An 18,317-nucleotide genomic window follows, 5' to 3' on the forward strand; every position below is an offset into this window, starting at 1 on the left:
GGCCGGATTCTGCGAAAATGAACAATTCCGCGTTCGCATAGTGGTCGGCTGAAAGTTGGAACTCAAGCATATCGACGAAATCGACAAGGCCACGCGCCAGGGGCACGGCGAGCTGCTGCGCCTGGGTGCGACCATGCTCTTCGTCGTGGGCGTGATGCTGTATGCGGCACTGAAGGGCGGTGCCGAGGGCGGGGTCCTGGTGGTGGTCGCCGCCGTGCTCGGTGCGTACATGGCGATGAACATCGGCGCCAACGACGTTGCCAACAACGTCGGGCCTGCAGTAGGCGCACAGGCGTTGACGCTCACTGGCGCGCTCGGTCTCGCGGTGGTGTTCGAGGCGTCGGGCGCCCTGATCGCGGGGGGCGACGTCATCCGGACGATACGCAGCGGCATCATCGATCCCGCGAACATCGGCGACGGCTGGACGATGGTGTGGGTGATGATGGCCGCGCTTCTTGCCGGCGGCCTCTGGATCAACGTCGCCACGGCTTTCGGCATGCCGGTGTCGACGACGCATTCGATCGTCGGCGCGGTGCTCGGCGCCGGCGTCGCCGCCGTGGGGCTGGACATCGTGAACTGGAAGGTCGTCGGGGCGATCGCCGCGAGCTGGGTGGTCTCGCCGGTGCTGGCCGGGTTTTTTGCGGCGCTGTTCCTGTACCTGATCAAGCGTCTCATCACCTATCAGGTCGACATGGTCGCCGCGGCGCGGCGCACGCTGCCCGGGCTCGTGGCCTTCATGGCGTGGTCGTTCTGGACCTTCCTGCTGATGAAGGGCTTCGGGCGCTTGTGGGCGGCCGATTTCACCGTGGCGGCAGCCAGCGGCCTGGTCCCCGCGGGCGCCGCGTACCTGTATGTGCGGCGCGCGCTGTCCAATCCGAGCCACATAATTGCGAATACCAAGTCGGGCGTGAATCGCCTGTTCAATTCGCCGCTGATCTTCGCCGCCGCTCTGCTGTGCTTCGCGCACGGCTCGAACGACGTGGCGAACGCGGTGGGGCCCTTGGCGTCGATCGTTGAGTCGCTCGCACACCTCGACGGGCCGGTCGCGCGCCTGACCCCGGTGCCGTTCTGGGTGCTGCTGACCGGGGCGATGGGGCTGGTGCTGGGGCTCGCGCTGTTCGGGCCGCGGGTGATCCGCACGCTGGGCGATGAGATCACCGAATTGGACCAGATGCGCGCGTTCAGCGTGGCCCTGTCGGCGACCGTGACGGTGATCGCCGCCAGCGTGCTGGGGCTTCCGGTCAGTTCGACGCACATCGCGGTCGGCGCGGTGATCGGCGTCGGTTTCCTGCGCGAGTACCTCAAGGGCAACTACGCGCGCATGGTGGCGGAGATGAAGGCGCACCATCCGGCCGGTGAACAGGGGGCGATCGATCAGTTTCTCGGCTCCTTCGAGCGTGCCGCCGTGCCCGAGAAGAAGGCGATGCTCGCGGATCTGAAAGCGCGCTCGAAGCAGAAGACGGACCCGGCGAATTTCTCCAAGCGGGAGCGCAGGGTGCTGCGTGAGGTTTATCGGAAGGAACTGGTCACGCGCACGCAACTGCAACGCATCTTCGCAGCGTGGCTGCTGACGGTGCCGTTGTCGGCCTTGCTCGGCGGTTTGTTTTTCTTCGTGATGCGCGGCATGGAGCTTGAATGATGGCGCATCCGGTTTTGCGGAATTCCCGACCATGACATTCGCCGAGTTGCTCGCCCTGATGCTGCTGTGCCTGTGCGGCTGGTTCTGGCTGGACAGTGCCAGGACGCGCGAAATCGGCGTGCAGGCGGCGAGGGCGGCGTGCCGTCGCGAAGGCGTGCAGTTCCTCGACGAAACCGTGTCCAGCCGTTCCTTGCGCCTGGTCCGTGACGAGGACGGCCGGCTCTGTCCCCAGCGTGTTTACGAGTTCGAGTATTCTGTTTCGGGCAACGATCGCGTGCACGGTTCGGTGACGCTGCGCGGCAAGGATGTCGTGATGCTGGAGATCGGCCCCCGCGGGGCGCCGACCTTCACCCTCCACTGAACGTCGGGCGCCGGACTCAGCGCGGGCCGTGACCCGCCACCGCGTGCAGGAACTCGCTGCGCAGGTGCTCGCGCGTCTCGAATTCTCCGGCAAAGGCCTGCGTGACGACGCGTTCGTCGCCGCGACGGTCCTCGCCCAGCAGCAGGCACAGCTGCTCCGCCTCGATGATGCACGCTGCGCCGCGCGCATGGCCGTGCTTCAGCAGGGCGTCGGCGATGTCGCGGGTCATCCATTCCTGATAGGTGAAGCGGTGCCCGATGGCATCGACGAGGCGGGCAATGCGCCCGAAACCGTGCAGGCGCCCGCCGGGGAGGTAGGCGACGTGGGCGACGCCGCGGAACGGCACGAGATGGTGCGGACACACGCCATGCACGGCGATGCCGCGGATCACGACCATGTCCGAGCGCTCGTCGGGAAAACCGTCGCCCAGCGCTTCGGCGGGGTCGAGCTCGTATCCGCCGAGCAGGCGCTTCTGCCACAGTTCGCGCACGCGCGTCGCGGTGCGGCCCATGTGCGTGGTGTCGGGGGCGATGCCGCAGGCGGCCAGGAGATCGTTGACTGCGCGCTCGAATGCGGCCGGGTCGAACTGCCCCTGGCGCGGGATGCCGGCGCCGGTGCAGGGGCCGTGGGGCGGGTGGTGCTCGTCGAAATCGCTCATCGTGGCCCTTTGTACCTTGGGGAAAACGCTCAGGCGATGAATACCGGGTCGGAGAATACCAGCGTGCCGTCCTTGCGCACCATGATGTTGTCCGCGTTGAGGATGTCCGGCAGCACCTGGTATTCCTCGACGAAGTCCGAAAGCGCCTTCAGGGCGAGCTTGAGCGATTCGCCTATCGCCGGAGGCGCCAGGCTCACATGGTATAGCGCGATCCGGCCCATGTCCCCACCCAGTTGCGTGCGCTCCACGCAGGCCGACCAGTAGGCGTCGATCAGCTGGGCGGCCTGCTCGGCGGCGGGTGTTCCGTCCTGCAACGGGTAGAGGCGCTCCATCTCCAGCAGATGGAAGGGATAACCCGAGGCCGCGCGCCCGATCGCCCCGTGGTGTGCGTACACCACCGGGAAGTGCGGACCGCGCGGGCGGTCGTCTGCCGTGTAGAGGAACAGGTCGGCCGGCGAACTGACGACTTTATAGACGCGCTCGGGGTCGGGATGTTCCAGCACGATGCTGTATTCGCCCCGTCCGATCTCCCGCAGGCCCGCGAGCAGGGCGTGTGCGGGAACCGGGTCGGGCAGGCGGAGGCCGATACGACCGAGTCGGGCGCGCGCTTCGGAAAGATCGATCACCGCCGCCTCGCGTCTCAGAGCTTGTGAATAAATCTACTGCGCGGGTCGATTGCTGCGTTGCTCACTCGCTCACTCCTCGCCTACCAAATGGTATGTCTCGTCGTTCGCTCGATCATTTGCAACTGAGGCCTTGCACTCGCCCCTGCTCGCGACGATTTCTTCACAAGCTCTCAGGCCATGATGTTGTAGCCGGCGTCCACGAAATGGACCCCGCCGGTGACCAGCCGTCCCGCATCGGAGACCAGGAAGGCCGTCAGCGCGCCGATGTCCTCGGGCGTTACGAGGGCGTGCATCGGCGAGCGCTCCACCGCGGTCGCCATCAGGCCGTCGAAGCCGGCGATGCCCGATGCGGCGCGAGTCATCAACGGGCCGGGGGAGACCGCATTGACGCGGATGTTCTTGCCGCCGAGTTCGAACGCCATGTAGCGGGTCGCCGCTTCCAGCGCGGCCTTGCACAGGCCCATCACGCCGTAGTTGGGGATCACCTTCTCGCTGCCGAGGTAGGTCATGGTCACCAGCGAACCGCCGCCGGCACGCTCCAGCAGCGGCTCGACCATCTTGGCGAGGCGCACGAAGGAGTGCGTGGAAACGTCCATTGCCATCGCGAAGCCGTCCGGCGAGGTGTCGACGACGCGCCCGTGCAGGTCGTCGCGCTTGGCGAAGGCCATGCTGTGGATCGCGAAGTCGAGCTTGCCGTGGCGCGCCGCGATCTTCTCATGCACGTCGGCGAGGGTTTCGGGGCGCGTGACGTCCAGCAGATACACGTCCTCGACGCCGAGGCGATTGACGACGGGTTCGATGAAGGCGCGCGTCTTGTCGTTCTGGTAGGTGATGACGAGCTTCGCGCCCGCCTCCGCGCACGCCTCGGCGACGCCGGTGGAGATGGACTTTTCGTTGGCGATGCCGGTGATCAGGCCGACCTTGCCTTCGAGATTGACGAGCGGCTTCATGGATAAATCCTCGGGAGTGCTGGAATGAAAATGATGCTCTGCAGCATTGCACCGCCGCAGGTATGTCTTTGGAAATACGTGAAAACCGCAATCAGTCGTTTCTACGGGCTACTTGCGGGATTTTGCGCAATGCAGCATTCTAGCATTCGGCGTGCCTTCGCGCCGTTACTATCGGCAATCAATCAATGACTCGGCATAGCTACATCTTCATGGATTTCGACGGCGTCACCCACCCTTGGGGCGAGGTCGAGGATTTTCGCTGCCTGCCGCACATCGAGGCGGTCGTGCGCGACTATGAAGAGGCGCGCATCGTCATCACCTCCGACTGGCGGATGCTGTTTTCGCTCTCCAAGCTGGTCGGGCGCTTTGCCGAGGACATCCGCCCGCGGGTGTGCGGCGCAACCCCGCACGTGATCCCCAAGAACGGCGCCGAACTGCACGGCTTGCGCGAACGCGAGGCCATGCTGTGGCTCGGGCAGCACGTGCCGGATATATCGACGGCATCCTGGTGCGCGGTGGACGACGCTCCGGGCAACTGGATGACGCGCTCGCGTCTCGTCCTGACCGACTTCAAGCGCGGCTTCGGCGACGACGACGCGGTCGCATTGCGGCGCATGCTGGACAGCTTCCGCTCCGGCACCGCATTGCCGCCCAAGTCGCGCGAGCGGTCGTTCCTGCGGCGCGCCTGAACGGCGCCGTCAGATCGACCAGAGCGGCGGTTCGTCCATCGCGGCGACCTGCTCGCGCAGCTCCAGCACGCGGTCCTGCCAGTAGCGCTGCGTGTTGAACCACGGGAAGGCGCGCGGGAAGGCCGGGTCGTTCCAGCGTCGCGCTATCCACGCCGAGTAGTGGATGAGGCGCAGCGTGCGCAGCGCCTCCACGAGATGCAGCTCGCGTGGCGAGAACTCGTGGAAGTCCTCGTAGCCCGCCAGCACGTCGCCAAGCTGACGGCTCATTTCCTGGCGCGAGCCGGAGAGCAGCATCCACAGATCCTGGACCGCGGGTCCCATGCGGCTGTCGTCGAAGTCGACGAACTGGGGCCCCGGTGCCGCGGCGGATTCGCTCCACAGCACGTTGCCGGCGTGGCAGTCGCCGTGCAGGCGGAGGTGCGCGACCGCGCCGGCGCGATCGAAGCAGCGCCGCACCCCGTCCAGCGCCTGGTCCACGATGCTCGTCCATGCCGCAAGCAGATCGGCGGGGATGAAATCCTTATCGAGCAGGTAGCGCCTCGGCTCCACGCCGAAGCTGGCGATGTCCAGCGTCGGCCGTTCGCGGTAGGGCTGCAGGGCGCCGACGGCGTGGATGCGGCCGATGAAGCGGCCCATCCATTCGAGCGTCGCGGGGTCGGAGAGCTCCGGCGCCCGCCCGCCGGCGCGGGGGAAGACGGCGAAGCGCTGGTCGGCAAAGTGGTGCAGCGTGGCCGTCGCGAGCACGAGGGGCGCGATGACGGGAATTTCGCGCGCGGCCAGTTCGGTCACGAAGGCATGTTCCTCGGCGATGGCTTCGTCGCTCCAGCGCGCCGGACGATAGAACTTCACGACCAGCGGCGCGGCATCCTCCATGCCGACCTGATAGACGCGGTTTTCGTAGCTGTTGAGCGCAAGCATGCGGCCGTCGGGCTGCAGCCCGACACTCTCGAGCGCGTCGAGAATGAGGTCGGGAGTCAGTGACTCGAAGGGCAGGTCGGACATGTTCGTCGGTCTTCGGGAGGGGGTCTCATTCTGTCAGGAATGGCGCAATGCACAAGACCGTCCGCAGCGGTGCCCGGCGATATTTGCCGTCCGCTCGCGCGAGGCTCAGAATACGCCCCCTTTCCAGTGCCTCTTTCCCGGACCGCAGACATGACGCAAGACGTATCCGCTGAAACGATCCCGGTCGACTCGCTCGCCGCCCTGGCGGCGGTTGACGTGCAGAAGCTCGCCGCGCGCATGGCGCAGGACGGCTTTGCGCAGGTGTTCCGCCTGACGCTGGACGAGGACGACGCCGGCCGTGCGCGCGGGGTCGAGTCGCTCGCTGCGGCGCTCGGGAACTGGAGCCGGGCGGCTGCGGACGACGACGCCCGTGCGCTGCGCCTGGCGATGCTCGTATCCGGACTGGATCAATGGGGGCTCGCCTACAGCCAGGCTTTCGGACTGGTCGCCATTCCCGGCCTGTCGGAACTGCTCGGAGCCCTGCGCACCGCGCTGGACCCTGAGCAGGATGCGCGCTTCCAACGCCAGTTTGCCGCGATCGCCGAAGGCGAGGGCAATGCGATCGACTTCAAGATCGATCTGCGGCGCGGCATCCACCTCGCCCTGTGGCACGCGATGATCGCGAGCGACGAGCGCGAGCAGGCGACGGCGATCCTGACCCGCCTCGGCGGGATGATGTTTGCGCTGACCGAGCTGATGCCGGTGCTCGGGTGGCGCCTGGTGGCCGATGCGGTCGCGCACATCCAGATCCAGTGCCTGGCCGAGGGGCACGCGGCCGACGGACTCGCGCGCGAGATGAACGAGGCCTTGTTCGGCGCCTTGTCGACGGAGCTGCCGGCGCAGTGTCGCGACCGCGTGATGGCGCACGCAACGCAGGCGGTGCTCGCGTGGCAGCACGCGCGCCGCGCCGCCGGCAATTCGACGCACTGAAACGCCGCACAATCAATCAACCGCGGCCCGAGGCCGCAGCGGGATGCGAACAAATGGCCCTCAAGGCAACCATATTCAAGGCCGAGCTCGTGGTCGCCGACATGGACCGCAACTACTACGGCGACCATAACCTGACGATCGCGCGCCATCCGTCGGAGACCGACGAGCGGATGATGGTGCGCATCCTCGCCTTCGCGCTGTATGCCGATCCCGCGCTCGCGTTCGCGAAGGGACTGTGCGTGGACGATGAGCCGGACCTGTGGCAGAAGGATCTCACCGGCCTCGTCGAGCGCTGGATCGACGTTGGCCAGCCGGACGAAAAATGGATCCGCAAGGCCTGCGGTCGCGCGCACGAAGTCGTGGTCATGAGCTACGGAAGGGCAGCCGACATCTGGTGGAGCGGTATCCGCGACAAGCTCACGCGGCTTACGAACCTCACCGTGATCAATCTCCCTGAGGACGTTGCCCCCGCGCTCGCCGCGCTGACCGCCCGCAGCATGCGTCTGCAGTGCACGATCCAGGATGGGCAGCTGTGGATCACGGACGGCACCGAAACCGTGTCCGTTGAGCCGGAGCGCCTGATGGGGCCGCGCGACTGATCGCCCGCGGCGGGAAACGATGCGGCATTCGTGACGGGATTCCCGCCGCCCGTCGTTGCGCGTTCGCCTTTTTCGGTCGGACACCGTAGATTACGGGGAGGTGTCTGCTTTCCGATTGTTGCAGGAGGGTCGGCCATGAGGCGCAGTCTGGCAGGTTGCATGCTTCTCGGGTATGTCGCGAGCGGGTGGGCAGCGGGGGCGGATGCGCCGGCCGAGGCGGAAATTCCCATGCTCGACCGCAGTCGTGCACTGGTGCATGACTTCACGGAAGGTGTTGCGCGGCATGTTGACAGCTGGTTCGGCGACAAGCCGTTCGAGCAGGGCGGGAAAGTGTCGGGCCAGATCGGGTTCAAGTTCCTTTCACGCCAGCAAGAAAAACCCGATGCGAGCTTCCGCTTCGGCGCACGGCTCGACATGCCCAACGTGAAGGAAAAGACCTACCTGTTCTTCGGGCAGGAAAACGAGCGCGAGCTACTCACCGACCAGCCCGAGCCCTTCACCCGCCACGAACTGCTGCTTCCGGAGGACCGCAAGGAGGATCAGACCTTCTTTGCCGGACTCGGCTATGCGCTGCGCGACAGCATCGACTTCCGCGCGGGCCTGCGCAGCGGCATCAAACCCTACGCCCATGCCCGCTACAGGAAGGATTGGAGGCTGGGCGAGCGCAACCGCCTGGAATTTCGCGAAACGGTTTTCTGGAACCGCAAGGACGGCGTGGGTTCGACGACCTCGCTGAACTTCGGTCATGGCATTTCGCGCTCGCTCGCATTTCACTGGCAGCTTGCCGGAACGATCTCGGACGAGACGGACGGCTTGGCATGGTCGAACAGTATCGGTATCTTCAAGAACTTTGGCGATCTGCGCAGCTTGTCGCTGGAAGGCCTGATCGGCGGAACGACCGCGGGTTCCGACAACGTCTCCGAGACTGGCGTGCGTGCCATCTGGAAGCAACCGGTGTATCGGGACTGGACGCTCGTCGAGGTGAGCCTGGGGCACTTCTGGCCGCAGGGCGACGCAAAGGACGACAACGAGCGCGGCTGGGCGCTGGGCGTCGGGTTCAAGATCCTCTTCTGAACCGGTACTGCTAAGGCGGCAATCAAATACAACCGTTCGCCCTGAGCTTGTCGAAGGGCAGTGGCTGGGCTTCGACAGGCTCAGCCCGAACGGTATTTAGTTGCCCGGTGAATAGTCCGTTGCAGGCACGCGGCGGCGCATCGCCGCTGCGGGGACTGCTGCGGACGAGTGCGGAGTTTGATTGTGAGTCTGTCGAATCAGTTGCTGGTCATTGCCGCGCTCATTGCCTTGAGCGCATTCTTTTCGATTTCGGAGATTTCCCTCGCCGCAGCACGCAAGATCAAGCTGCGGCTGATGGCTGACGGCGGAGACGTCGCCGCGGCTCGCGTGCTGGCGCTGCAGGAGAACCCGGGGCATTTCTTCACGGTGGTGCAGGTCGGCTTGAACGCCATCGCCATCCTGGGCGGGATCGTCGGCGAATCGGCGCTCTCGCCGGCGATTTCCGGCGTGATCGCCCTTGCCTATGACGGCCCGATGCTGGACACGCTGAGCTTCGTGCTGTCCTTCATTGTCGTCACCTCGCTGTTCATCCTTTTCGCCGACCTGATTCCGCGGCGCTTGGGGATGGTCGCGCCGGAGCGGGTCGCCGTGGCGGTGGTGAAGCCGATCCGGCTGTTTCTGATCGCTTTCGCGCCGGCCGTGTGGTTCTTCGACGGGCTCGCGAACCGCCTGTTTGCGCTGTTCAAGCTGCCCAACGTGCGTGCCGAGGACATCACCTCGGAGGACATCGTCGCGATGGCCGAGGCCGGCGCGCAGACCGGTACGCTGCTGAACCAGGAGCGCGAGCTCATCGCGAACGTGTTCGAACTCGACACCCGCACCGTCGGTTCGGCGATGACTAATCGCGAGAACATCGTCTTCTTCACCCTGAACGAATCCGAGGAGAGCATCCGCAACAAGCTCACCGATCAGCCGCACGGCAAATTCCCGGTGTGCGAGAACACGATCGACAGCGTGGTCGGTTACGTGGACCTGAAGGACATCTTCGCGCGCATCCTGTCCGGGCAGAAGCTCTCGCTGCGCGCGGATCCGATGGTGCGCAGCGTGCTCGTCATTCCCGACACGCTCACGCTGTTCGAAGCGCTGGACCGCTTCCGCGCGGCGCGTGAGGACTTCGCGCTGATCGTCAACGAATACGCGCTGATCGTGGGCCTGCTGAGCCTGCAGGACGTCATGAACACCGTGATGGGAGAACTCGGTAGCACGCTGCAGGAGGAACTCATCGTCAAGCGCGACGCCGATTCGTGGCTCATCGACGGCATTGCGCCGATCGAGGACGTGATGCACGCGCTGGAGATCGACATGTTCGAAGGCAGCGAGAACTACGAGACGCTCGCCGGCTTCATGATGTACATGCTGCGCAAGGTGCCCAAGCGCACCGATGCGGTGAGTTACGGCGGCTACAAGTTCGAGGTGGTCGACATCGACAATTACCGCATCGACCAGCTGCTGGTGACGCGCGAGCCCGCTGTGGCCGCCGAAGGCTAGGGCGGCCCCGCCGGCTCAGCTTTCATCCAGCCCGAAGCGAATCCCCTGCGCGAGCGGCAGCGTGCCGGAATAGTTGATCGTGCAGGTCGCACGACGCATGTAGCCCTTCCACGCATCCGAGCCCGATTCGCGCCCTCCGCCGGTGTCCTTCTCGCCGCCGAACGCACCGCCGATTTCGGCGCCCGAGGGGCCGATGTTCACGTTGGCGATTCCGCAATCGCTCCCGGCGGCGGAGAGGAAGCGTTCGGCCTCGGCAAGGTCGCGGGTGAAGATCGACGACGCCAGCCCTTGCGGCACGTCGTTATGCAGCGCGATCGCCTCCTCGAGGGTGGAGTAGCGCATCGCGTAGAGAATTGGGGCAAATGTCTCGCGGCGGACGATGTCGTTCTGCGCGGGCATCTCGACCAGCGCCGGGCGCCGGTAACAAGCGCCCTCGCAGCCGCGCACGATCACCGCCTCGCCTCCGAATACCTTGCCGCCCGCAGCCTTCGCTTCGGCGAGCGCGGCATCCATTGCCGCCCCGGCGCCCGGGTCTATGAGCGGGCCGACCAGCGACGAAGCGTCGAGGGGGCTGCCGACGGGAATGCGGCGCCAGGCTGCGCGCAGCCGTTCGAGCAGCGTATCGGCGATCGATTCATGCACGATGAGACGGCGCAGAGTCGTGCAGCGCTGGCCGGCCGTGCCTGCCGCGGCAAAGAGGATGGCGCGCTCTGCGAGCGCAAGATCGGCGCTCGGGCACACGATGGCGGCGTTGTTCCCGCCCAGCTCGAGGATGGAGCGCCCCAGCCGCGCTGCGACGCGCGGCGCCAGCGCGCGCCCCATGCTGCAGGAGCCGGTCGCCGAGAAGATCGCGATGCGCCTGTCGTCCGCGAGTGCAGCCGCGTGTTCGCGCCCCCCGGTCACCAGCTCGAGCAAGCCCGCCGGCGCTTCGGACATGCCACGGCACGCGCGCTCGAACAGCGCCCTGCAGGCGAGCGCGGTGAGGGGCGTGCGTTCCGAGGGCTTCCATACCACGCTGTCGCCGCACACCCATGCGAGCATCGCGTTCCACGCCCATACCGCGACCGGGAAGTTGAAGGCCGACACGACGCCGACCACGCCCGCCGGATGCCACTGTTCCATCATGCGGTGGCCCGGCCGTTCGCTGGCGATCGTGAGTCCGTACAGCTGCCGCGAGAGGCCGCAGGCGAAGTCGCAGATGTCGATCATCTCCTGCACTTCGCCGAGGCCTTCCTGGCGGATCTTGCCCGTTTCGATCGTGACGAGCGTGCCGAGATCGGTCTTGTGATCGCGCAGCAGATTACCGAAGCGCCGCACGAGCTCCCCGCGGCGGGGGGCCGGGACGCTGCGCCAGGCCAGGAACGCGTCATGCGCGCGCGCGATGGCCGCGTCCGTTGCTGCCCGCTCCGTGGCACCGACGCGGCCGATCAGGCTGCCGTCGATCGGGCTATGGACCGCGATCTCGCCGCTCTCGAAACGCTCCTGCGCGACGCCTAGCGTGGCGAGCAGCGAGGATGTCAGGGATGCGAGTTCCATGAACGGCCTCCAGGAGCATGATGCCGCGTTGACCCGTCCCTATGCGGAATCGTTCTGCAGCGAGCCGGGCGTTCCCCGCGTGTAGCGGAACAGGAGCTTGTCGCACTGCGAGCAGGCGACGATGCGACGGTCGTCGCCGGAATCGTTGAGGCCGAACTCGCGGGTGTCTATCGAGCGGCAGTGTGCGCACACGACCGAATCGAGACCGTGCGAAGCGAGGTATTGATCGCGTTCGGGCAGCTTGCGCTGCGCCTCCTGCTGCCGCATGAACAGGTGGAGGATGGCGAGGGTGCCGAACAGGAAGACGGCGGCGACCAGGACGGGAAAGGGGACATCGGACATGGGGGAACCCGCGGTCAGTGTGTGAACCCGCAGCCTACCAGCGCACGACCGGTACGTACTTCACCGCGATCAAGTTTGACGCCCCGCCCGCGGTTCAGTAAACGAAGCGTTCGCGCAGGTCCTGCAGGTTCAGTTCGGCGAGGATGCTCTCCAGCCGTTCGCGCGCGTTGCCGCGGCGCTGCCCGGTCGCGCGCGCGATGATGAGCTCGTTCTTCATCGAATGCTCCCAGCCGACGAGCTCCGTGACGGTGAGCTGGTAGCCGTGCGACTCGAGCAGCAGGCAGCGCAGCACGTTGGTGATCTGGCTGCCGAATTCGCGCGTGTGGATGGGGTGGCGCCACAGCTCCGAGAGCGGGGTGCGACCGAAGGATTCGCTCTTGTGCTTGCGCAGCGTGGCCGCGACTTCGGCCTGGCAGCAGGGCACCAGCACGATGAAGCGCGCGTGTTTCTCGAGCGCAAAGCGGATCGCGTCGTCTGTCGCGGTGTTGCAGGCGTGCAGGGCCGTGACGATGTCGATGCGTTCGGGCAGTTGGGTCGAGCGGATCGATTCCTCGACCGAGAGGTTCAGGAAGCTCATGCGCCCGAAACCCAGCCGGCCGGCGAGCTCGCGCGAGCGTGCGACGAGCTCTTCGCGCGTTTCGATGCCGTAGATGTGACCCCCCTGGCGCGACTTCAGGAACAGGTCGTACAGGATGAAGCCGAGGTAGGACTTCCCCGCGCCGTGGTCGGCCAGCGTGAGGTCGCCGCGTGCCGCCATCACTTCCTCGAGCAGCGGCTCGATGAAGTTGTAGAGGTGATACACCTGCTTCAGCTTGCGCCGGCTGTCCTGGTTGAGCTTGCCGTCGCGCGTCAGGATATGCAGCTCCTTGAGGAGCTCGACCGATTGTCCCGGACGCACGTCGGGAACCGCGACCGGTGCCGCGGGGGCTATGGGCCGGCCCGTGGGTGCCTCAGGCTTGTGGCGCGTGCGGTTCACTTCTTCCCGTCTCCCATGCCGGGGATTCCCAGCGCCCGCCAGCCATCGATCCCGAGCTTCTTCATCGTCTCGATGTTGCGCTCGTAGATCGACTCGGCCTCCGGGTAAGCCGCAACCGCGCGTTCGATGCTGTCCTCGCGCAACAGGTGCAGCGTGGGGAAGGGCGAGCGGTTGGTGAAGTTCGCGATGTCGTCCTCGGCTGCGTCCTCGAACTGGAAGCACGGGTGGAAGCTGGCGACCTGCAGGATGCCTTCGAGCTCGTGCTCTTCGACCGCTTCCTCGGCGATGCCGGCGATCTCGTTGAAGTCGAGGAAATCCGGAAACAGGGTCGGATGCACGAGCAGGGTGGTGTCGACGTCCTGCGGGTCGGCGGCGGCGAGGAATTCCAGCTCGCGGTCGAGATCCTCGAGGAAGCCGTCCACATGCTTCGCCTCGCTGACGACGATGCGCACCTGGTTCTTCACATACACCGACTTCGCGAACGGGCACAGGTTGAGCCCGATCACCGCCTTCTCGATCCACTGCCGCGTCGCCGCGATCACTTCGTCACGATTCATGCACTACCCCTCGAAAGGCCGCCATTTTGCCCCAATCGGGGGCCGAAGGAGGCGATAATGCGCGCCTTGTCCAACACGTACTCTTCAGATGTCCATCCAGTGGTTTCCCGGTCACATGACCTCGGCGCGCAAGAAGGCCGCCGAGACCATGGCCATGACCGACGTCGTGATCGAGGTGCTCGACGCCCGCATCCCCGAGGCGAGCAGCAACCCGATGATCCGCGAGTTGCGCCTGTTCCGGCAGCGTCCGTGCCTCAAGCTGCTCAACAAGGCCGACCTCGCGGATCCTGTCGCGACGCGCGCCTGGCTGGACTTCTTCAACGCGCAGCCGGGCGTGAAGGCGGTGGCCTTGTCGTGCAAGAAGCCGGGTGATGTCGCCCGCGTCCCCGGGCTGTGCCAGGCGCTTGCGCCGCACCGCACCGACGGCACGAAGCCGCTGCGTATCATGATCATGGGCATTCCCAACGTCGGCAAATCGACCTTGATGAATGCGCTGCTCAAGCGCCGCGTCGCGGCCGTGGGCGACGAGCCGGCGGTCACGAAATCGCAGCAGACCTTCGACCTCGGCTCGCATATGACGGTCACCGACACGCCGGGCCTGATGTGGCCGAAGATCGAGCACGATTCGGACGGCTTCATGTTGGCGGCGAGCCATGCGATCGGCCGCAATGCGGTGATCGACGAGGAGGTCGCGGCCTTCCTCGGTGACGTGCTGGTGGAACGCTATCCGGACCTCGTCGCCAGGCGTTACGGCATCGCGCCGGAGCGCATGGAGGCGCTCGACGGCGTCGGCGTGGTCGAGATCGTCGCGGCACGGCGCGGCTGCCGCCTCAAGGGGGGCGCACTCGACCTCGAAAAGGCCGCGCAGATCTTCCTCACCGACTACCGCAGCGGCGTGCTCGGGCGCATCAGCCTTGAGACGCCGGAAAGCCGGCGCGCCATGCTCGAGACCGACCGCGGCCTCACTCCTCCAGCCGGAACCCCACCTTCAGCTTGACCTGGAAGTGCGCCACCTTGCCATCGGTGATGTGGCCACGGATCTCGGTCGCCTCGAACCAGTCGAGATGGCGGATCGTCTTGCCCGCAGTCTCGATCGCGTTGCGGATCGCAGCATCGACGCTATCCGGGGACGAACCGACGATTTCGACGAGCTTGTAGGTGTGGGCGGACATCGCGCTCTCCTCGAGGATTGAACGGGCAGCGCTCCCAGTATAGAGAAGCCCTCCGGCCTTGCCCGCTCGCCCATGCGCGACGATCCCTGCAGCGCGTGGCGTGCATCACGCTGTGGAGGCGGTATTCCCTCAGGCACGTGCTCGTGTCGTATCAAGGGCGTTTATGTCGGAATCAGGATAGCTTGCGCTGTCGCTCTCCATACCATACCGTATCGAGACCAACGACAAGGACAACCGCGATGAGAGAGCAGATGCAGCGGATGAAGGTCCTCGGGGCGGGCATCCTGAGCCTGATTCTGGTGATGGGCGTCGCGCGCTTCGCCTACACGCCGCTCCTGCCGCTGATGCAGCAGCAGGCCGGCCTCGGTGTGGCCGACGCCGGCTGGCTGGCGGCGTGGAACTACGCGGGTTACCTCAGTGGCGCGCTGATCGCGTCGGTGATCAGCGATCTCGTGCTGAAGGACCGCCTGTACCGCATCGGGCTGGTCGTCGCCGTGCTTACCACGGTGATGATGGGCCTCACGACCAGCGTCTTCTGGTGGTCGGTGTCGCGTTTCCTTGCGGGCCTGAGCACCGCCTCCGGGATGCTGCTCGGCACGGGGCTGATCCTCAACTGGCTCATCCGCCACCAGCACCGCTCAGAGCTGGGCATCCACTTCTCCGGCATCGGCCTAGGCATCGCGGGCTGTGCTGCGGCGGTCGCGCTCATGACGCAGTCGCTGGACTGGCGCGCACAGTGGTTCGTGTTCAGCGTGCTGGGCGTGCTGCTGCTGATCCCCGCGTGGCGCTGGCTGCCGCGGCCCGACACCACGCCGCTCACGGTCGGCGGGCAGAAGATGGAGGACAACCCGCCCGGAGCAGCCTTCCTGCGCGTGTTCATGGCGGCCTATTTCTGCGCCGGTGTCGGCTACGTGGTCAGCGCGACCTTCATCGTCGCAATCATCGACAAGCTACCCGGCCTGGGCGGGCAAGGGGCGCTCGTGTTCCTCGTTCTCGGGCTCTCGGCGGCACCGGCCTGCATCGTGTGGGACTTCATTGCACGCCGCGTCGGTTACCTGAACTCGGTGCTGCTGTCCTTCGTGCTGCAGATCGCCGGCATGCTGCTGCCGCTGGTGGGCGGACTGATCCCGGCGTTTGCCGGCGCGATCCTGTTCGGCGGCAATTTCATCGGCGCGGTGAGCCTCGTCCTGACGATGGCCGGCCGCTACTACCCGACCCGTCCGGCAAAGATGATGGGCAAGATGACCATCGCCTACGGCATCGCGCAGATTGCCGGGCCGGCGGTCACCGGCACGATTGCGGCGCATGGTGGCAGTTACGCCGACGGGCTCTACATGGCCGCGGGCGTGATGGCGGTCGGGACGGTGCTCGTCCTGGTGCTCAGGGTGATGGCCGCGCGCGGGCGCGAAAACGCGGTGACTGCGGGCAATCCCGTTTAAAATCGCGGGCTTTGACGTGCGCGGCACGTCCCCGCGAACTTGTAACGGAATCACCATGCTGCGAATCAACGAACTCAGGCTGCCCCTCGACCACCCCGAGGGTGTGCTGAGGGACGCCATCGTCGCCCGTCTGGGCATCAAACCCGCCGAGCTGGGCGAGTTCACCGTGTTCAAGCGCAGTTACGATGCACGCAAACCGAGCGCGATCACGCTGAGCTACACGGTCGACATGCAGCTTGCGAACGAGGACGCGCTGCTTGCGAAGTTCGCCGGGGACCGCAACGTGGTCCGCACGCCGGACACGAACTACCGCTTCGTCGGCAAGGCGCCCGAGCAGCTCGCCCATCGGCCGGTGGTCGTCGGTTTCGGACCGTGCGGCATCTTCGCGGCCCTGATCCTGGCGCAGATGGGCTTTCGCCCCATCGTGCTGGAGCGCGGAAAGGCCGTGCGCGAGCGCACCAAGGACACCTGGGGCCTGTGGCGCAAGAGCGTGCTGAACCCGGAGTCGAACGTGCAGTTCGGCGAGGGCGGGGCGGGCACCTTTTCGGACGGCAAGCTCTACAGCCAGATCAAGGACCCGAAGCACTACGGCCGCAAGGTGCTCACCGAGTTCGTGAAGGCGGGGGCGCCCGAAGAGATCCTTTACGTGAGCAAGCCGCACATCGGCACTTTCCGCCTCGTCGGCATGGTGGAGACCATGCGCGCCGAGATCATCGCGCTGGGCGGCGAGATCCGCTTCCAGCAGCGCGTGGCCGACGTGCGCATCGAGGACGGACACCTGCGCGGCGTCGTGCTCGCGAACGGGGAGGAGATCCGTTCGGATCACGTCATCCTCGCGCTCGGCCACAGCGCGCGCGACACTTTCGAGATGCTGCACGAGCGCGGCGTGTATATGGAGGCCAAGCCTTTCTCGGTGGGGTTCCGCGTCGAGCATCCGCAATCGCTCATCGACAAGGCGCGCTTCGGCCCCAATGCGGGGCATCCCGTGCTGGGTGCGGCGGACTACAAGCTCGTCCATCATGCGAAGAACGGCCGTTCGGTCTATAGCTTCTGCATGTGTCCGGGCGGGACGGTGGTCGCGGCGACTTCCGAGCCCAACCGCGTGGTCACCAACGGCATGAGCCAGTATTCGCGCAACGAGCGCAATGCCAACGCCGGCATCGTCGTCGGCATCACGCCCGACGATTACCCGGGCGGGCCGCTCGCCGGCATCGCGTTCCAGCGCCACTGGGAATCGCGTGCCTACGAGTTGGGCGGCGGCGACTACATCGCGCCGGGCCAACTCGTCGGCGACTTCATCAAGGGCCAGCCGTCGAGCGTGCTCGGATCGGTCGAGCCTTCATACAAGCCGGGCGTGAAGCTCGGCGACCTGTCGACGAGCCTGCCGGACTACGCGATCGCCGCGGTGCGCGAGGCGCTGCCAGCCTTCGAGCGCCAGATCAAGGGCTTCTCCATGTGCGATGCGGTGCTAACAGGGGTCGAGACACGCACCTCGTCGCCGCTGCGCATCACGCGCGGCGTTGATTGCCAGAGCCTGAACGTGAAGGGGCTTTATCCGGCGGGCGAGGGGGCAGGCTACGCCGGGGGAATCCTTTCGGCCGGCGTCGATGGCATTCGCGTCGCCGAAGCGGTCGCGAAGTCCATCCTGGGCGACGTGACCGTCGTGGAGGAGGAGGCATGACGGAAGACCGCCTCGACCGCATCGAGAGCAAGCTCGCACTCGCCGAAGACGCGATCGACGAGCTCAACATGACGGTGTTCCGCCAGCAGCAGCTCATCGATCGCCTGCAGAAGCAGATTGTCCAACTGCACCGCCAGATTGCGTCCGCTTCGCCCGGCGAGCGGCGTGACCTGCGCGAGGAAATTCCGCCGCACTACTGACCGGATTCCGACTGGCATCGGGGCGGAACGGGCGTCTAGAGTGGACGCATGCGGATCGCAAGGCGCGGTCCGGGGGCACTCCAGGAGGTAGCCATGAACGATCCCGTTCCGAACATCGCGCAGAAGGGACCCTATGCCGTGGAGCTCGAGGCCGGCACGGACTATTTCTGGTGCGCCTGCGGCAACAGCAAGCATCAGCCGTTCTGCGACGGGTCGCACAAGGGTGGCCCGTTCCTGCCGCTGAAGTTCCAGGCCGCCGCGACCGGTACGGCCTATCTGTGCGGCTGCAAGCGCACGGGCAACAAACCATACTGCGACGGGACCCACAACAAGCTGTAGCGAGCGGGGTGAGCGTATGGGGGGCGATGATGCGAGGCCCCTCAGGCAGCCGGCGATGT

The 18,317-nt window shown here is 66.1% G+C and carries 21 protein-coding genes; 12 read left to right on the top strand and 9 right to left on the bottom strand.

What is annotated here, in order from left to right:
• Positions 1-55 precede the first annotated feature (55 nt).
• Together U5817_RS11050 and U5817_RS11055 are read left to right on the top strand one after the other, a co-directional pair.
• Entirely contained in the window at positions 56-1,639 is a 1,584-nt protein-coding gene (locus tag U5817_RS11050; RefSeq protein WP_407280770.1) for an inorganic phosphate transporter, read from the top strand.
• A 31-nt stretch (positions 1,640-1,670) separates the two neighbouring features.
• The gene (locus U5817_RS11055) at positions 1,671-2,000 is read left to right on the top strand and encodes a DUF3301 domain-containing protein (RefSeq protein ID WP_407280772.1); all 330 of its coding nucleotides are present in this window, start codon (positions 1,671-1,673) and stop codon (positions 1,998-2,000) included.
• Positions 2,001-2,016: 16 nt separating this feature from the next.
• Here the strand turns inward: U5817_RS11055 and folE are convergent, their stop codons facing one another.
• The 3 genes from folE to fabI form a co-directional block, all read right to left on the bottom strand.
• A complete protein-coding gene (gene folE / locus U5817_RS11060; protein WP_407280773.1) occupies positions 2,017-2,658 on the bottom strand; it encodes a GTP cyclohydrolase I FolE in 642 nt (213 codons plus the stop codon).
• A gap of 29 nt (positions 2,659-2,687) precedes the next feature.
• A complete protein-coding gene (locus U5817_RS11065) occupies positions 2,688-3,284 on the bottom strand; it encodes a hypothetical protein (RefSeq protein ID WP_169132311.1) in 597 nt (198 codons plus the stop codon).
• A 170-nt stretch (positions 3,285-3,454) separates the two neighbouring features.
• Positions 3,455-4,234 (bottom strand): enoyl-ACP reductase FabI, encoded by a 780-nt coding sequence (gene fabI, locus U5817_RS11070; RefSeq protein ID WP_169132310.1) that lies wholly within the window; start codon positions 4,232-4,234, stop codon positions 3,455-3,457.
• A gap of 185 nt (positions 4,235-4,419) precedes the next feature.
• Between fabI and U5817_RS11075 the strand changes: the two genes are divergently transcribed.
• Positions 4,420-4,923, top strand: coding sequence for an HAD domain-containing protein (locus tag U5817_RS11075; protein ID WP_407280775.1), 504 nt, complete (start codon positions 4,420-4,422; stop codon positions 4,921-4,923).
• A 9-nt stretch (positions 4,924-4,932) separates the two neighbouring features.
• On the opposite strand, the gene U5817_RS11080 is transcribed toward U5817_RS11075, so the two are convergent.
• Positions 4,933-5,925, bottom strand: coding sequence for a serine/threonine protein kinase (locus U5817_RS11080; RefSeq protein WP_407280776.1), 993 nt, complete (start codon positions 5,923-5,925; stop codon positions 4,933-4,935).
• 150 nt (positions 5,926-6,075) lie between these two features.
• Here U5817_RS11080 and U5817_RS11085 point away from each other — a divergent pair, with 150 nt between their 5' ends.
• The 4 genes from U5817_RS11085 to U5817_RS11100 all read left to right on the top strand — a co-directional run bounded on the left by U5817_RS11085 (position 6,076) and on the right by U5817_RS11100 (position 10,016).
• Positions 6,076-6,855 carry a hypothetical protein gene (locus U5817_RS11085; protein WP_407280778.1) on the top strand — a complete coding sequence of 260 codons (780 nt, stop codon included), beginning with the start codon at positions 6,076-6,078 and terminating at the stop codon, positions 6,853-6,855.
• Positions 6,856-6,908: 53 nt separating this feature from the next.
• Positions 6,909-7,454, top strand: a complete 546-nt coding sequence (locus U5817_RS11090; protein ID WP_169132306.1) for a YaeQ family protein — start codon at positions 6,909-6,911, stop codon at positions 7,452-7,454.
• 135 nt (positions 7,455-7,589) lie between these two features.
• Entirely contained in the window at positions 7,590-8,528 is a 939-nt protein-coding gene (locus U5817_RS11095) for a hypothetical protein (RefSeq protein WP_407280780.1), read from the top strand.
• Between the two features lie 183 nt (positions 8,529-8,711).
• Positions 8,712-10,016: a hemolysin family protein gene (locus tag U5817_RS11100; protein ID WP_407280781.1), complete on the top strand. Its 1,305-nt coding sequence runs from the start codon at positions 8,712-8,714 to the stop codon at positions 10,014-10,016.
• A gap of 15 nt (positions 10,017-10,031) precedes the next feature.
• Here the strand turns inward: U5817_RS11100 and U5817_RS11105 are convergent, their stop codons facing one another.
• The 4 genes from U5817_RS11105 to U5817_RS11120 all read right to left on the bottom strand — a co-directional run bounded on the left by U5817_RS11105 (position 10,032) and on the right by U5817_RS11120 (position 13,427).
• Positions 10,032-11,552, bottom strand: coding sequence for an aldehyde dehydrogenase family protein (locus tag U5817_RS11105; RefSeq protein WP_407280783.1), 1,521 nt, complete (start codon positions 11,550-11,552; stop codon positions 10,032-10,034).
• A gap of 39 nt (positions 11,553-11,591) precedes the next feature.
• A complete protein-coding gene (locus U5817_RS11110; protein WP_407280785.1) occupies positions 11,592-11,894 on the bottom strand; it encodes a hypothetical protein in 303 nt (100 codons plus the stop codon).
• Between the two features lie 94 nt (positions 11,895-11,988).
• Complete coding sequence (locus U5817_RS11115) at positions 11,989-12,825, bottom strand: class I SAM-dependent methyltransferase (protein WP_407281057.1); 837 nt, start codon at positions 12,823-12,825, stop codon at positions 11,989-11,991.
• 41 nt (positions 12,826-12,866) lie between these two features.
• A complete protein-coding gene (locus U5817_RS11120; protein WP_407280786.1) occupies positions 12,867-13,427 on the bottom strand; it encodes a DUF1415 domain-containing protein in 561 nt (186 codons plus the stop codon).
• 88 nt (positions 13,428-13,515) lie between these two features.
• On the opposite strand from U5817_RS11120, the gene ylqF reads away from it, so the two are divergent.
• Complete coding sequence (gene ylqF, locus U5817_RS11125; protein WP_407280788.1) at positions 13,516-14,424, top strand: ribosome biogenesis GTPase YlqF; 909 nt, start codon at positions 13,516-13,518, stop codon at positions 14,422-14,424.
• Here the strand turns inward: ylqF and U5817_RS11130 are convergent.
• Positions 14,390-14,599: a dodecin gene (locus U5817_RS11130; RefSeq protein WP_169132300.1), complete on the bottom strand. Its 210-nt coding sequence runs from the start codon at positions 14,597-14,599 to the stop codon at positions 14,390-14,392. The two genes, ylqF and U5817_RS11130, sit on opposite strands and share 35 nt — an antisense overlap.
• 239 nt (positions 14,600-14,838) lie before the next feature.
• On the opposite strand from U5817_RS11130, the gene U5817_RS11135 reads away from it, so the two are divergent.
• The 4 genes from U5817_RS11135 (at position 14,839) to U5817_RS11150 (ending at position 18,258) form a co-directional block, all read left to right on the top strand.
• On the top strand, positions 14,839-16,038 hold the full coding sequence (locus tag U5817_RS11135) for a YbfB/YjiJ family MFS transporter (protein ID WP_169132299.1): 1,200 nt from the start codon (positions 14,839-14,841) through the stop codon (positions 16,036-16,038).
• A gap of 55 nt (positions 16,039-16,093) precedes the next feature.
• Entirely contained in the window at positions 16,094-17,719 is a 1,626-nt protein-coding gene (locus U5817_RS11140; RefSeq protein ID WP_169132298.1) for an NAD(P)/FAD-dependent oxidoreductase, read from the top strand.
• Complete coding sequence (locus U5817_RS11145) at positions 17,716-17,919, top strand: SlyX family protein (protein WP_169132297.1); 204 nt, start codon at positions 17,716-17,718, stop codon at positions 17,917-17,919. Before U5817_RS11140 ends, U5817_RS11145 begins: the two co-directional genes overlap by 4 nt.
• A gap of 93 nt (positions 17,920-18,012) precedes the next feature.
• Positions 18,013-18,258 carry a CDGSH iron-sulfur domain-containing protein gene (locus U5817_RS11150; RefSeq protein WP_407280789.1) on the top strand — a complete coding sequence of 82 codons (246 nt, stop codon included), beginning with the start codon at positions 18,013-18,015 and terminating at the stop codon, positions 18,256-18,258.
• The last annotated feature ends 59 nt before the right edge of the window (positions 18,259-18,317 follow it).

The organism is Aromatoleum evansii (assembly GCF_045689615.1).
Lineage (GTDB): Bacteria > Pseudomonadota > Gammaproteobacteria > Burkholderiales > Rhodocyclaceae > Aromatoleum > Aromatoleum evansii.

Coding starts and splice junctions, on each gene's coding strand:
- U5817_RS11055 (WP_407280772.1), top strand. CDS start 1,671: ATGACATTCGCCGAGTTGCTCGCCCTGATGCTGCTGTGCCTGTGCGGC.
- folE (WP_407280773.1), bottom strand. CDS start 2,658: ATGAGCGATTTCGACGAGCACCACCCGCCCCACGGCCCCTGCACCGGC.
- fabI (WP_169132310.1), bottom strand. CDS start 4,234: ATGAAGCCGCTCGTCAATCTCGAAGGCAAGGTCGGCCTGATCACCGGC.
- U5817_RS11075 (WP_407280775.1), top strand. CDS start 4,420: ATGACTCGGCATAGCTACATCTTCATGGATTTCGACGGCGTCACCCAC.
- U5817_RS11080 (WP_407280776.1), bottom strand. CDS start 5,925: ATGTCCGACCTGCCCTTCGAGTCACTGACTCCCGACCTCATTCTCGAC.
- U5817_RS11085 (WP_407280778.1), top strand. CDS start 6,076: ATGACGCAAGACGTATCCGCTGAAACGATCCCGGTCGACTCGCTCGCC.
- U5817_RS11090 (WP_169132306.1), top strand. CDS start 6,909: ATGGCCCTCAAGGCAACCATATTCAAGGCCGAGCTCGTGGTCGCCGAC.
- U5817_RS11095 (WP_407280780.1), top strand. CDS start 7,590: ATGAGGCGCAGTCTGGCAGGTTGCATGCTTCTCGGGTATGTCGCGAGC.
- U5817_RS11105 (WP_407280783.1), bottom strand. CDS start 11,552: ATGGAACTCGCATCCCTGACATCCTCGCTGCTCGCCACGCTAGGCGTC.
- U5817_RS11110 (WP_407280785.1), bottom strand. CDS start 11,894: ATGTCCGATGTCCCCTTTCCCGTCCTGGTCGCCGCCGTCTTCCTGTTC.
- U5817_RS11120 (WP_407280786.1), bottom strand. CDS start 13,427: ATGAATCGTGACGAAGTGATCGCGGCGACGCGGCAGTGGATCGAGAAG.
- ylqF (WP_407280788.1), top strand. CDS start 13,516: ATGTCCATCCAGTGGTTTCCCGGTCACATGACCTCGGCGCGCAAGAAG.
- U5817_RS11130 (WP_169132300.1), bottom strand. CDS start 14,599: ATGTCCGCCCACACCTACAAGCTCGTCGAAATCGTCGGTTCGTCCCCG.
- U5817_RS11135 (WP_169132299.1), top strand. CDS start 14,839: ATGAGAGAGCAGATGCAGCGGATGAAGGTCCTCGGGGCGGGCATCCTG.
- U5817_RS11140 (WP_169132298.1), top strand. CDS start 16,094: ATGCTGCGAATCAACGAACTCAGGCTGCCCCTCGACCACCCCGAGGGT.
- U5817_RS11145 (WP_169132297.1), top strand. CDS start 17,716: ATGACGGAAGACCGCCTCGACCGCATCGAGAGCAAGCTCGCACTCGCC.
- U5817_RS11150 (WP_407280789.1), top strand. CDS start 18,013: ATGAACGATCCCGTTCCGAACATCGCGCAGAAGGGACCCTATGCCGTG.